General features: G+C 46.6%; 11 protein-coding genes. 4 read left to right on the top strand and 7 right to left on the bottom strand.

Annotated features, from left to right (window positions below; all coding sequences use genetic code 11):
* Nucleotides 1-2 precede the first annotated feature (2 nt).
* From H3H32_RS02070 to mutS, 4 genes are read right to left on the bottom strand one after another with little or no spacing between them, the layout of a single operon-like run.
* Complete coding sequence (locus H3H32_RS02070) at nucleotides 3-260, bottom strand: type II toxin-antitoxin system RelE family toxin (RefSeq protein WP_182461022.1); 258 nt, start codon at nucleotides 258-260, stop codon at nucleotides 3-5.
* Complete coding sequence (locus H3H32_RS02065) at nucleotides 253-459, bottom strand: RelB antitoxin-like protein (protein ID WP_182461021.1); 207 nt, start codon at nucleotides 457-459, stop codon at nucleotides 253-255. The genes H3H32_RS02070 and H3H32_RS02065 overlap by 8 nt, the downstream gene beginning before the upstream one ends.
* A complete protein-coding gene (locus H3H32_RS02060; protein WP_182461020.1) occupies nucleotides 456-1,361 on the bottom strand; it encodes a DUF5677 domain-containing protein in 906 nt (301 codons plus the stop codon). The genes H3H32_RS02065 and H3H32_RS02060 overlap by 4 nt, the downstream gene beginning before the upstream one ends.
* A complete protein-coding gene (gene mutS, locus H3H32_RS02055; RefSeq protein ID WP_182461019.1) occupies nucleotides 1,358-4,018 on the bottom strand; it encodes a DNA mismatch repair protein MutS in 2,661 nt (886 codons plus the stop codon). The genes H3H32_RS02060 and mutS overlap by 4 nt, the downstream gene beginning before the upstream one ends.
* A 105-nt stretch (nucleotides 4,019-4,123) precedes the next feature.
* Here mutS and H3H32_RS02050 point away from each other — a divergent pair, with 105 nt between their 5' ends.
* The 4 genes from H3H32_RS02050 (at nucleotide 4,124) to H3H32_RS02035 (ending at nucleotide 6,813) form a co-directional block, all read left to right on the top strand.
* Nucleotides 4,124-4,678, top strand: a complete 555-nt coding sequence (locus tag H3H32_RS02050; RefSeq protein WP_182461018.1) for a PH domain-containing protein — start codon at nucleotides 4,124-4,126, stop codon at nucleotides 4,676-4,678.
* Nucleotides 4,671-5,195 (top strand): RNA methyltransferase, encoded by a 525-nt coding sequence (locus H3H32_RS02045; RefSeq protein ID WP_182461017.1) that lies wholly within the window; start codon nucleotides 4,671-4,673, stop codon nucleotides 5,193-5,195. Before H3H32_RS02050 ends, H3H32_RS02045 begins: the two co-directional genes overlap by 8 nt.
* A 75-nt stretch (nucleotides 5,196-5,270) precedes the next feature.
* The gene (locus H3H32_RS02040; RefSeq protein ID WP_182461016.1) at nucleotides 5,271-5,744 is read left to right on the top strand and encodes a hypothetical protein; all 474 of its coding nucleotides are present in this window, start codon (nucleotides 5,271-5,273) and stop codon (nucleotides 5,742-5,744) included.
* 154 nt (nucleotides 5,745-5,898) lie between these two features.
* Nucleotides 5,899-6,813, top strand: a complete 915-nt coding sequence (locus tag H3H32_RS02035; protein ID WP_182461015.1) for a sensor histidine kinase — start codon at nucleotides 5,899-5,901, stop codon at nucleotides 6,811-6,813.
* 245 nt (nucleotides 6,814-7,058) lie between these two features.
* Here the strand turns inward: H3H32_RS02035 and H3H32_RS02030 are convergent, their stop codons facing one another.
* From H3H32_RS02030 to H3H32_RS02020, 3 genes are all read right to left on the bottom strand, one after another.
* Nucleotides 7,059-10,856 (bottom strand): PVC-type heme-binding CxxCH protein, encoded by a 3,798-nt coding sequence (locus H3H32_RS02030; protein WP_182461014.1) that lies wholly within the window; start codon nucleotides 10,854-10,856, stop codon nucleotides 7,059-7,061.
* 89 nt (nucleotides 10,857-10,945) lie between these two features.
* On the bottom strand, nucleotides 10,946-12,061 hold the full coding sequence (locus tag H3H32_RS02025; RefSeq protein WP_182461013.1) for a Gfo/Idh/MocA family protein: 1,116 nt from the start codon (nucleotides 12,059-12,061) through the stop codon (nucleotides 10,946-10,948).
* Between the two features lie 78 nt (nucleotides 12,062-12,139).
* Nucleotides 12,140-12,997 (bottom strand): sugar phosphate isomerase/epimerase family protein, encoded by an 858-nt coding sequence (locus H3H32_RS02020; protein ID WP_182461012.1) that lies wholly within the window; start codon nucleotides 12,995-12,997, stop codon nucleotides 12,140-12,142.
* Between the last annotated feature and the right edge of the window lie 43 nt (nucleotides 12,998-13,040).

The raw sequence follows: 13,040 nt of genomic DNA, 5'->3' as shown, positions 1-13,040 counted from the left end.
TTTTACTCATAAATCTGTCGACGATGCCCAACGGCCACCACTTCGACAGTCAATACATCGTCAAGAATATCATAGATGATCCGATAATCTCCTTTCCGAATTCGATAACCTGAGCGTCCTTTTAATTTCTTACATCCATCTGGTCGTGGATCATCAGCTAAATTTTCAATAGCGTCTAACAGCATTTCGGCTACCTGATCGGGAAGTTTATCTAATTGTTTCTGTACCGTTTTGGTTAAAACAATAGTGTATTCAGCCATTTGCCTGCTGCCGTTTCTGCCGATATTCTGCTAGTGAGACTGTTGGCTCATTACGAGCTTTTACGTCATCATAAAGGCGAATGTCATCCAGTTCTTCTAATTCATCAAGAACTTGTTGCCATTGTTGAATAGGAAGCACTACCGAAACTCGTTTACCATGTTCGTCGGTAATATATTGGGGATGAAGGGCTTTGTTCATATTCTAGAGCTAGGTGAAATATACAAATATGGCATAGCATACTTTTTATTTTGTTTTTTATATAGCTGCATAGCCCAAACATACTCTTGCCATTGTTCAGTACTCCTCCGTTTAATAATAGCTTTATAAGCTTGTTTCCCTAGATCAATTATTATTTTAGCAATTTCTTCTGCATCATGAGGATTCCTAAGTTGTTCTAGAGAAATTTGCCCATCCTCCATAGACAAATTTCTACCTGTTAGGCCCGTACCATGTGTAACATTTGATGCATATGAGTACACTATCTTGTAGTATTTATCTTTTTTCAAAAAATCGGCAAGATATTTAAGGCTATTCATTCTTGTAAACAGGTTATACCATTTAAGGTCAACTTTTTTTCTAGTACCATCAGGCTTAAATGCTTTTAATATATATTCTGACCGAATTGGGTCAAAAATTGAATTGTCAATAACTTCTTTAAAGTGCTTAATACGTTCATCCAGATCAGGGATATTCTTCCCAAAATCATCCCCAACCAAACTTTCATAAAATGCTAAATCTTTATCTAAATCTGTTAGAAGATAACATAAACATCTCTTTTGTGTATCTGCCTGTAAGAGATACTCAAATGCTAATGTAATTTCCAGTAAAGCCCGAAGTTGATTAATACATGGATCAATAGAACCTACTTTCAACAACAAGGCAGTAGAATCTAGCAAGTCTAATATTCTTTTAAAAAACACCCCAACAACGCCCCTTTCATCTTCTGATTTGGGTTCATCCTCCAATTCCCAACGTAATAAATGTGTTCCTACTGCAATTAATTGACTAACCGCAGATGAACACGCATCCAAGTTTTTCTGAACTACCTCATCATGGTATTGAGGAAAAACTTCTAAATCTGGTGTATTATAATTTTTCATTCTATCATTTTTAACAGCTCATTCAGCTTTAGTAAGGCTTCGATGGGTGTTAGACGGTTCACGTCGATGGTTCGTAACTTTTCTTTGATTGCTTCTGATTTTGGGTCGCCGGATTCGATGATGCGTAGCGCCAGCTCGCGTTCCTGCGGTACAGCCTGTCGGATATTTTCTTTGTTCGTTTCCCGATTGTGCGACGACTCCAGTTGTTTCAGAATTTCATTGGCACGGCTCACAATCTGGGCAGGCATACCGGCCATTTGTGCTACGTGAATTCCGAAACTATGTTCCGAGCCGCCTTCCTTCAGTTTCCGAAGGAAAATCACTTTGTTGCCCAACTCCTTTACCGCTACGTTGTAATTTTTGATACGATGGTTATCCGTAGCCAGATCATTCAACTCGTGATAGTGCGTGGCAAAGAGCGTTTTAGGGCGACAATCCGTTTTATTGTGTAGGTATTCGGTGATCGACCAGGCAATCGAGACGCCATCATAGGTGCTGGTACCCCGGCCAATTTCGTCCATCAGGACTAAACTCCGTTCGCTGAGGTTGTTTAGAATGCTAGCGGTTTCGGTCATCTCAACCATGAACGTGCTTTCTCCCCGAGAGAGGTTATCGCTAGCACCAACCCGCGTAAAAATTTTATCGACAATCCCGATTTCTGCCGACGATGCAGGCACAAAACTCCCCGACTGAGCCATCAGTACAATCAAAGCCGTTTGCCGTAACAGCGCCGATTTACCCGCCATATTTGGTCCGGTGATGATGATGATCTGCTGGGTTTGGTCGTCCAGGAAAATATCATTGGGAATGTAGTGTTCACCAGGAGGCAATTGCTGCTCGATCACCGCGTGCCGTCCGTCTTTGATATTCAGCACTTTGCTTTCATTAATTAGCGGTCGAACGTATTTGTTCTTCACCGCCACACGCGCAAACGACGACAATACATCGAGTACCGACAACACGCGGGCATTCTGTTGAATAGCCCCAACATATTCGCCAGCTGCCAGAACCAGTTCATTAAACATTCGAGCTTCGATCTGGAAAATCTGCTCTTCGGCATTCAGGATTTTTTCTTCGTATTCTTTCAGCTCAGGCGTAATGTAGCGCTCGGCGTTTACCAGCGTTTGCTTCCGAATCCAATCTTCAGGAACACGATTTTTGTGTGCGTGCGTAACTTCCAGATAGTAGCCAAACACTTTGTTATACGCCACTTTGAGCGAGCTGATACCTGTTCGCTGTACTTCACGCTCCTGCAATTGAAGGAGGTAATCTTTACCCGAGTAAGCAATAGCCGTTAGTTCATCCAACTCGGCATTGATACCTGGCTTAATCATGCCACCCTGATTCGAAAGGGTTGGTGGATCTTCGCGCAATTCGGTTTCTATACGATCAATCAGGAACGAGACCGGATTTAGTTGGTCAGCATATTTCTTTAAGGACCCTGAATGCAGGCCCGTCGATTCATTCTGACTCAAAGCCGTAATAAGTAACTCCTTAATCGGCAACACATGCTGCAACGATCGCTTAAGTTGCAGCAATTCGCGCGGGCTAATCCGCCGGACGGCCACCTTCGAAACCAGTCGTTCGAGATCACCAATCTGTCGCAGATGGCCAACCATTGTATCAGCCAGATCAATATCTGAAACGAGTAAGTCAACCATGTTGAGTCGCTCGTCGATCAGGGCTTTTTCCTTAAGGGGCAGACTCAACCATTTACGTAGCAGTCGGGCACCCATCGGCGTAACCGTCTGGTCAAGAATCTGAATCAGCGGAACACCTCCCTCCTGTTGAGCGGCTGTCAGTTCGAGGTTGCGAATCGTGAAGCGATCCAGCCAAACGTATCGATCTTCTTCAAGTCGGGTGACACGGGTAATGTGCTGAAGATCTTTGTGTTCGGTTTCGTTCAGGTAATGCAGAATTACGCCAGCAGCAATAATACCGTCTGGCAGACCTTCAATACCAAATCCTTTGAGCGAGGTGGTCTGAAAGTGCTGTTTCAGAAAGTTATAACCGAAGTCGTAGGTAAAGGCCCAGTCCTCAAGGGTGTAGGTATGAAATTTATCGCCAAACAAACTCCCAAATTCCTGCCGATTACGCTTGCAATAGAGCACTTCCGACGGATTGAAGCTTTGCAACAGCTTATCGACATAAGCCGAATTTCCCTGCGATGCCAGAAACTCGCCCGTCGAGATATCCAGAAATGAGATCCCGAATGTGTCATCTGTTTTACCAAAATGCACGGCTGCGAGGTAGTTATTGCGTCGCGTATCGAGTACGTTATCGTTGAACGAAACACCGGGCGTCACCAATTCCGTAACGCCCCGCCGAACAATTCCTTTGGCCAGTGCAGGGTCTTCTAACTGGTCACAGATAGCCACACGCTCTCCTGCCCGAACCAATTTGGGCAGGTGCGTATCAAGCGAGTGGTGCGGGAATCCAGCCAGTTCTTCGTTCGACCCACCATTGTTCCGTTTGGTCAGCGTGATACCCAGAATCTTGCTGGCCCGAACAGCATCTTCACCAAACGTTTCGTAGAAATCGCCAACGCGAAAAAGCAGCAATGCACCGGGATATTTGGCTTTAATCTGGTTGTATTGGCGGTTGAGAGGAGTTTCTGTTTTCTTCGCTTGCGGCTTTGCTGCGGTGGCTGATTTCACTGATTTCTGTTGGATTGTCGTAAACAAAAATAGTGTTTTTTGGCGAAAATATGGCTACTTTCCAGCGTTATTATAGGCCTTCTCCGCTAAACTAACTCGCCTTTTATGAACTCCCAGCCCGAACTCACTCTCCCGTTGAAAGTTAGCTTCAATCCTATTATCCGAACCTATCTGCTTTTGTACATAGCCTTTTTTATGGCCATTACAGTTGTTGGCATTTTGCTACTTCCAATCTGGTTTTTAGGCGTAGGCCAATGGTGGAGCCGACACTATTTTCATAACCTCGAATGCGAGTTATCGGAACGGTCATTACGCTTTAAAAAGGGAATTCTAGTGCAGGTCGAAAAAACGATTCCGCTCGAAAACATTCAGGACGTTACCTTTGTAGCTGGTCCGCTACTCCGGTATTTCGATCTATGCATTTTGAAATTTGAAACCGCCGGGCAAAGCCCTAATCAGGCACACGATATGGAATTGATCGGGATCATCGACGCTCAGAATTTCCGCACACATATCATTGAGCAACGTCAACGATTAATTGCTACCCGGAGCAGCCAGAAACCTGCTGATACAGATCAGACACTTCTCACTGAAATACGCGACGCCTTGCGCGACATTCAGCAATTGTTACAGAATAATTTGAAACAGAATAATGCGTAAACTTACCCTTGATGAACTTAATCGGCTCTCTGTCGATGAATTTAAAGACGCTGATAAATTTCCATACTGCCTGATTTTAGACGATATCCGAAGCCTGAATAATGTTGGATCTGTATTTAGAACAGCCGATGCTTTCAGAGCGTCTAAATTGTATCTGTGCGGCATTACAGGCCAACCCCCTCATCGCGATATTACGAAAACAGCCCTTGGGGCTACCGAGTCGGTAAACTGGGAACACACCTCCGATGTAGTTGCTTTAGTACAGGCGTTACAGATCGATGGCTGGGTTGTAGCTGCCGTTGAACAGGTCGAAGGAAGCACTTCACTCAGCAATTTTTCGCCTGAACCAAACAAACGCTACGCTTTTGTGTTGGGTAACGAAGTGACAGGTGTTCGGGATGAGGTTGTGCAGTTGGCTGATGTAGTACTTGAGATTCCTCAGTTTGGCACAAAGCACTCGCTTAATATTGCCGTTACAGCAGGGATTGTCTGCTGGGATTTCCTCCAAAAAAGATAACGAAAACTTAACATTGGGCTTTTGATTGTCATTAAAAATTCGTATTTCTTTGTAAATTTTTTTCATACAGAACAAATGGCCAACAAAACCCTAAAAACCAAGCAGAAGTCGCTTAGCTCGGAAATTCTTAGTTCAATTGAAAGTAAGCTCAGCGAAGCCGGTGCCGCCACAAAAAAAATGAAGAAGTCCATTGAGAAATCGGCGGACAAACTGGCGAAGAAACTGGCGAAATTGATGCATAAGGCTGAAACAAAAGCCGCCAAGCCTGCTAAAGCAGCGGAAAAGAAGGTCAAAAAAGACGCTGCCAAAGCGAAGAAAAACGCTGATAAAGCCGCTAAAAATGCCAAACGCACAGCGAAAAAAGCAGCGACTGCCGTAAAAGAAGTTGTATCTGATGCAACTCCAGCACCTGCAACTACTCCTCGTGCTACCCGCAAGCCAGCTCCTGCACCTAAACCAGCCGCACCGAAAACGGCACGCGCCCCACGGCCCAAAGCAACTACGCCAGCAACATCAACTCCGGCAGAAACAACAACTGAAGCTGCCTAAAAGCCTCAATTAATACCAGATTTTACTATAAGCCCGTAAAAACGGGCTTTTTTTGTTATCAATTATTGCGTTTTAGGCTATACATTTACGCATGCGTTCATGTAGTCTGTTTGTTGGCTTTTGGTTGCCTACTAACCCATAAAAAGACAGCGTTATGCTGCGTCGTTCTATTGTCTATCCGCTATCCGCTCTTACGTTTCTGCTAGTCATTATCATTGGTATAGTGTTCTACGGAAACTGGACATCAGTATCAGCAACATCCTCCCCTATATCATCTTCATTCCGATGGTTGGGTCTACTTGGATTGATCCTGATCACGCAGATATTGATAGGCTATCTGGTCTGGTGGTTTCTTCGGCGACAACAGCAACCAGTTGTTCAGACCGAGGTACTCCACTCCATTGTCCATGAATTTCAGTCGCCTATCACGGCGATTCGGATGGCTGCCGATATTCTTGACTCCCCGATAGCCCGCAATCAGCCTGAACGCACAGAGAAATACGTTCGTATTATCCGGGAAGAAACCGAACGGCTCCAGCACCAGGTCGAAACTATGTTGACGCTGGCCCGTGCCGATCGGAATACGCTCATTTTAAACCCAGAGCCCATTCAGGTTCATCAACTTCTTCGATCAGTAGCCGAACGGCATGGCGATTACCTAACGCTGAATTTGTCGGGTAATGATACCCATATCCTGGCCGATCGTCTGCACTTCACCAACGTACTGTATAACCTTCTGGATAATGCCATAAAATATAGCTCAGAAGAACCCCAGATTACGTTACTTACCAAAACCAATACCGATGGCCTCACGATTACGGTGCGCGATCGGGGCGTTGGGATTCCTCCTAAATTAGTGGCTCAGATTTTCCAGCCTTTTTTCCGGGTGCATGATCGGAATCAACCTAGTGTAAAGGGGTTTGGCTTAGGCTTGAGTTATGTCCAGCGAATTATTCAGTCGCATAAGTGGACAATCTGGGTAAAAAGTGAAGTGGGCAAAGGCAGCGACTTTATGATTCAGGTGCCACCTTCCGCGCTTTTATCGCCCGATGAATCAACAGGTAAATAACGTGAATAATGGATAGAGCCTAAAATTATCCGCTGATTGTCAGTTATTTATAATGTTATTTTTTTGTCATCCCAACGTCAGGAGGGATCTTCGGTAAATAACCAGTTGCCGAAGATCCCTCCTGACGTCGGGATGACAAAAAACTAGTCAAAAGGGTGGCAATCAGGACTTGATTGCCACCCTTTTACTTTCAAACCTATAAGGTCTTGAAGACCTTATAGGTTTACTATCGATTCACGAAATTCTTATTTCGCATTCATGCTCTGCGCTGCTTTCGTAACCCTCATAACACCATTCATAATCCGCCAGTGACCGGGGAATGTGCAAACGAATGGATAATCGCCGGGGGTTGTTGGAGCTGTGAATTTGAGCCGATACGTTTGATCAGGATTGACCAATGGCGTGGCTGCAATCACCTGTGCAATTGACGGTACGTAGTTCTTCTCCGCTCCGTCTTTAGCCGTGATCATCTTATCGGCAGCTGCGCCAATGATCTCCATGCTTTTAGGCTTACCGATCACCAGATTGTGCTGCATGGCATCGGGGTTTTCCAGTACGATCTCAACTTGTTTTCCTGCCGTAACGGTAAATTCTTTTTTATCGTAACGCATTTCTTCACGTACCGTTTTCATCCGCACCACTTCCACATTCGGATCGACTGGGGCTTCTTTCGTAATACCCCACGCTTCATAAAGGCGGCTCAGACGTTCCCGATTTTCGTTCGAAACAGAATTGCTCAAACTAGCCAGGAATGACTTATCGGCATCTTGAACCGTAGCTTTTTGTTTCAAATTCCAGCCTTCCGATGCGCCTTTTACAATAGCTTCTCCCTGTGCTGGTGCTACTTTCTGACTCTGCCGGAGTAAAGCAATAACAGAATCGACAGGAGCAACCGATGCATAACTCCGGGTAGCTCGTTCGAGCGCGTAGGCGCTCAGGCTTTGGGGAGCCCGGTAGATGAGCGTATGGGTAGCATTGTTGTTTTGCTCGTTGCCTTCCGCAATTTTGTTCTCGCGATCGAGCATAACTGTAATGGTATATTGTCCAGCCCGCTCAAAGTTTACACCCATATCACCAACCCAGGGGCCATTGTTCGACTTGCTGATCGTGACGGTTTCGCCGGGTTTGATGCCCGTATTGTGAGTCACGCTCACAAAGTCAATTTTTGCTCCTTCAGCAGCGCCTTTAGGTCCTTCAATACGAAGCGACAAGGGGATAACCGTTCCTTCAGGGATAGCGACTCCACCGTTGTTTTTTACATCTACAAACAGGCGGGCACCCTCGCGAACAAAAGGCGACTCTGGCGTAGTCCGAATTGCGGCCACCACAAGATCAGGCAGATTCGATGAGGAGACCGCCTGTGTTGCCGCAGAAGTCGTAGCAGCTATAGGCGCTTTTTCCATAGCGGCATGATTGTGAGCGGTCATATCATGAGCTGCAGGTGCGTTCGTCGTGATCTGCTTCATATAAGCCTTCAGCAATCTCCCGTCCTGGCTGGTCAGAACAGCCGCAAATGCCTCGGGCAACCAACGGTCGTTAACCTCTGTTGCTTTTTCCAGTCGGGCCAGAATAGCCTGCTGCGTAGCCTGACTTTGTGGCATTTCAGACAATTTCAACAGTGTATTTAGTACGACTAATGGCTCCGTATCAGTCAACGAATTAGAGGCTAATAATGCATTCGCCACTTCTGGAGTAGCTGGCATTACCTGAATCGCGGTTTTCCGAACGGGTGCCGACGGATGTTTCAGCGCCTTTGTAACTGCAACCGTGGCATTTTGATCAGATCCATCCAATGCATGTAAGCCTTTTAATGTCCATAGGGCGTGAATTGCCGCCGGATTATTGCCAATTTCATCGAGAGACTGCTCATTGACCAACGCAATTAGTTGTGGCACTACGTCTTTATTATTCCGTTCGATGAGCAGCCGCTGAGCCGTCATCCGCCAGAACATATTCGTGTTTTTCAAAGCAGCAACCAATTCCGCTGGGCGGTCTTTGCTCAACGTCATTGGTGTATAAGCGGGTGCGTTTTTGTAACCAACGCGGTAAATTCGACCGTGAGTGAAATCGCGAAGTGGCGTTTCGTAAGCGTTACCCGATCCATTGGTTGCTCCTTTAGGTGTCGGGTTGTGCTGGATAATGTAACTATACCAGTCAACTACCCAAACTGCGCCGTCGGGCCCAACTTCGGCAAATACCGGTGCAAACCATTCGTCGGCCCCGGCCATCAGGTTAAACCCTTCCGCGTCTTCGAAATTGGTGCCGTTTTTCTGCATCACGTTCTGGTGCAAAATGTGCCCCGTTGGTTCAGCGACGAAAGCGATATTGTTCCAGTATTTTTTCGGGAAAGCACGAGCGGTGTAAAAATTATGCCCCGCTGCAGCCGTGAATCCACCAAACACGTCAACCTGCCGCACTTTTACCGTAATGGGTTTCATGTCTTTGTGCGTATCGGTGCTGCGGCTACCATTTTCGCGGAGATGCGGAGCCCCATGAAAATACTGGTTGGGAATAGCCATGTACCAGCCGTGCGAGTTGTTAGCTGTCGAACCGAAAATATCACCGGTTTCCTGTAGGCCTAGTCCCCAGGTGTTGTTCGAGGTGCTGGTCATGTATTCAAGCTTCGATCCATCGGGCTTGAACCGGAAGAAGCCCTGACTGAACTTAACGCTATCGGCACCAACTTTCCCTTTGAAACCAGAATAGCCCACGCTTCCCCAAATCCAGTTATCGAAACCGTAATGCAGGTTGCTTGGTCCAGCATGTGTATCAAAGGTGCCAAAACCAGTGAAAACAATCTTTTTCACGTCGGCTTTGTCATCACCATTCGTGTCCTGTAAAAACAGCATGTGTGGCGCTTGCGAAACATATAGACCGCCATTACCGAAGGCCATACCTGTCGGAATACTTAGCCCTTCGGCAAAGTTGGTAAACTTATCGGCTTTCCCGTCTTTGTCGGTGTCTTCGCAAATAACGATGTAATCAGAACCACCTTCGGGCTTGCGCTCGTTAGGATAATCTTTGGTAATGAGGGCATAAAGCCGTCCCCGTTCATCCCAGGCCATCGCAATGGGGTGCATGACGTTGGGTTCATGCGCAAACAGATCGAGCGTAAAATCAACCGGCACCTGAATGTGCTTCATCGACTCTTCAGGCGAAAGTGGATTTTGCTCTAACTGAGCTCCAGGGCGCTTTTCGTAGTTTGGCAAGTTCGCTTCATGATACGTAAATGCCTGCGGCTTTAAGTCGTCGTGTAGCTTTTTGACCTCATCACCCACCGCCCAAAGAATACCTCGTTCCAGCAATTGCTGAAAACCAGGCTGGAGCCAGGTGCGTTCATCGTGACCATAGGCCGTGTAAAACACGCGGCCTTTTCCGTATTGACGTGTCCAGGTGTAAGGTTCTTCCTTAACGCCTGGCTTGTCCTTTTCCTGATCGGCTTTAATTTCCCGGACTGCCAACACGTTGTTGTCGGCTTGTAAATGGCTGTGCAGATACGTTTCGTCATAGGCTTTGAATGACGGTAAACCCGCTACAATTGGGTTGTTTGGTTGCGTAAAGCGAGTTTGAATGGTGTCCATCCGATGCCGCCAGAATTGCCCACCTACCACTTTATCAACGTATTCCGTCGAATTCCGGAAACACCACGACGCGCAATGCACTGGAATTATCCCTTTCCCGGATGCCACATAATCCAGCATTGCTTTTTCCTGCGGTTTCGGGATACTATCCCAGTTGGCGTAAATAAGCAAACCGTCATATTTATTTAGATTCTCCGTATTCAGATCCTCCAACTTATCGGTGTAGGTGAAATTGATGCCTTTATCACCCAGTGCAGCCATAATTTCCGGCACGCGCTCGATCGGTTTATGATGGCCGTTATCACCTAGAAACAGAATTTCTATTCGGCGGGGGGTGGCTTTGCCCAGCTTGGCCCCGCGTTGATTCGCCGATTCTTGTCGGACACTCGTGTTAGGAGCCGACTGGCGGGCGCATTGGGCAAAGACAGTTGCCAGCCCAATCAGAATAAGTAGTTTTTTCATTTTAACACAGAGGGACGGAGGTAAACACAGAGATCACATAGAAACGCCGTGCGCTCCGTGTTTACCTCCGTTACCTCCGTGTTTAAATTTTATACGTTTTTAAAATCTGGCAACTTGATCAACTTTCCTCCCTGCAACGCCGATTCGTGCGCAAGAATACCCACGCTCGTCCAGTTAGCCGATTGAGCGGCATTGGGGAACGGTTCACGATCTTCGACAATCGCCGACAAAAACTCATTTACCATGTGTGGGTGCGACCCACCGTGACCTCCACCCTGCGTAAACGACAGGTGTTGCTGCTCATCGGCATCATAAACGCCCTTTGTGGTGAAGCGCTGGATCGGTTCGGGCAACAGGTGCGCGTAGTCTGGCACGGTTACTTTTTCGGGGATTTCCGGCTCAGGCTTTTTGGCGGTATGAATTACAGGCTGCTCGTCTTCAATGAGCTGCCACTCGAACGATTTTTTATCGCCGTACACCTCAAAACTCTCGCGATACTGCCGCGCTACGTCAAATAGCGACCGATAAACATAAGCAGATAAATCGCTATCTTTAAACTTGATATGCGCCGATTCAACCGCAAAAGGCGAATTGTGAATCTTTGCCAGCTCTTCCCGAATCGTTCCTGAACCAAAGCATGATACGTAATCGGCTTCGAGTTTGAGTAAGCCAGCTACCGGCCCAACGCAGTGCGTGGCATAGTGCATTGGGGGTAAACCAGGCCAATAATCCGGCCAGCCGTCCATGTCCTGCTGGTGACTTGCTTTCAAAAATTGCACTTTACCCAACTGCCCTGTTTCATACAACTCCTTGACAAACAGAAACTCCCGGCTATACACCACGGTTTCCATCATCATGTATTTCTTGCCTGATTCTTTAGTCGCTTTCACGATTTCCAGGCACTCTTCAACAGTTGTCGCCATAGGAACCGTACAGGCAACGTGCTTGCCGGCCCGCAGGGCTTTCAGGCTTTGCTCGGCATGGTTTGGAATGGGCGAATTGATGTGAACTGCGTCGACATTCGGATCGGCCAGTAATTCATCGTAACTGCTGTAGCGTTTCTCGATGCCATAGGCATCGCCGATTTCGTTCAGTTTTTCGACATTACGCTGGCAAATAGCGTACATGTTCGCGTTCGGATGCCGCTGATAAATAGGAATAAATTCGGCCCCAAAGCCCAGGCCAACGATAGCGATGTTGATCATTGAATAAATTAGTGAGTGATTGAATTATTAAATGATTGAGTGATTGAATATGCCGTTTGGTGATTCCTATTCAATCACTCAATCATTTAATAATTCAATCATTTGGTTCTTTATAAAGGCCAGTCCATCAACAGCCAGTTGTTCAGGCGAGTCGAACATAGGCCGGAAAATATGCGTAGCGGCTGCGAGTTCGGGCGGATTTGGTCCAAATGCTTCAATGGCAATCGGCCCTTCGTAGCCAACCTCCTGTAGGGCACCAAATACTTCATCGAAATTGATATGGCCCCGGCCCGGTGTCGAGCGGTCATTCTCGGAAATCTGAACATGAGCCAGATAAGGAGCCACTTTCCGGATAGCATCGGCAATGTTTTTCTCCTCCATGTTCGCATGGAATGTATCAAATGCAGCCCGACAATTGGGGTGATTAACGTCTTCAACGTAACGAACAAGATCATCTACACAGGTGAGCAGATACGTTTCAAATCGGTTCAGGTATTCTATGGCCAGCACAACACCCTTCTCTTCAGCATATTCGGCTACCTCGCGCATACCCGTTACCGACCAGTTCCATTCTTCGGCCGTGGCTGGCTTACCCGTAAAGGTTTTGAATCCCGCATACATGGGGCCCATCAGAATCGTAGAGCCAACCGCCTGTGAGCAATCGACAACCTTTTTCAGAAAGTCGATACCTTCCCGACGCACGCGCTCATCAGGGCTAATCAAGCTATATTCATGTCCGCAGATTGTGCAGGTCTGAACACCCAGGCCCAGATCTTTCAGTTGTTGACCAAGATTCTGCCACTTCACCAGGTTTACATCGTTGATGGGTGTTTCGACAAAATCAAATCCGCTCGTTTTCAGAAATGACAGAGTATCAGACAGATCCTCATCCATTGTCATTGTCCAAACGAACATATTCATTCCTATCTTATTCATATTGCATCTGCATAAAATTACACAAATCTAAGCAGTAGTAAAA

The sequence above is a fragment of the Spirosoma foliorum genome (genome assembly GCF_014117325.1).
Classification (GTDB): Bacteria; Bacteroidota; Bacteroidia; order Cytophagales; family Spirosomataceae; genus Spirosoma; species Spirosoma foliorum.
The sequence above is the reverse complement of the archived record's forward strand: the minus strand, read 5'-3'. Positions and strand labels throughout refer to the sequence as shown.

Excerpts from the sequence above, each read along its gene's own strand:
- H3H32_RS02070 (WP_182461022.1), bottom strand. The coding sequence starts at position 260 with ATGGCTGAATACACTATTGTTTTAACCAAAACGGTACAGAAACAATTA.
- H3H32_RS02065 (WP_182461021.1), bottom strand. The coding sequence starts at position 459 with ATGAACAAAGCCCTTCATCCCCAATATATTACCGACGAACATGGTAAA.
- H3H32_RS02060 (WP_182461020.1), bottom strand. The coding sequence starts at position 1,361 with ATGAAAAATTATAATACACCAGATTTAGAAGTTTTTCCTCAATACCAT.
- H3H32_RS02050 (WP_182461018.1), top strand. The coding sequence starts at position 4,124 with ATGAACTCCCAGCCCGAACTCACTCTCCCGTTGAAAGTTAGCTTCAAT.
- H3H32_RS02045 (WP_182461017.1), top strand. The coding sequence starts at position 4,671 with ATGCGTAAACTTACCCTTGATGAACTTAATCGGCTCTCTGTCGATGAA.
- H3H32_RS02040 (WP_182461016.1), top strand. The coding sequence starts at position 5,271 with ATGGCCAACAAAACCCTAAAAACCAAGCAGAAGTCGCTTAGCTCGGAA.
- H3H32_RS02035 (WP_182461015.1), top strand. The coding sequence starts at position 5,899 with ATGCTGCGTCGTTCTATTGTCTATCCGCTATCCGCTCTTACGTTTCTG.
- H3H32_RS02030 (WP_182461014.1), bottom strand. The coding sequence starts at position 10,856 with ATGAAAAAACTACTTATTCTGATTGGGCTGGCAACTGTCTTTGCCCAA.
- H3H32_RS02025 (WP_182461013.1), bottom strand. The coding sequence starts at position 12,061 with ATGATCAACATCGCTATCGTTGGCCTGGGCTTTGGGGCCGAATTTATT.
- H3H32_RS02020 (WP_182461012.1), bottom strand. The coding sequence starts at position 12,997 with ATGAATAAGATAGGAATGAATATGTTCGTTTGGACAATGACAATGGAT.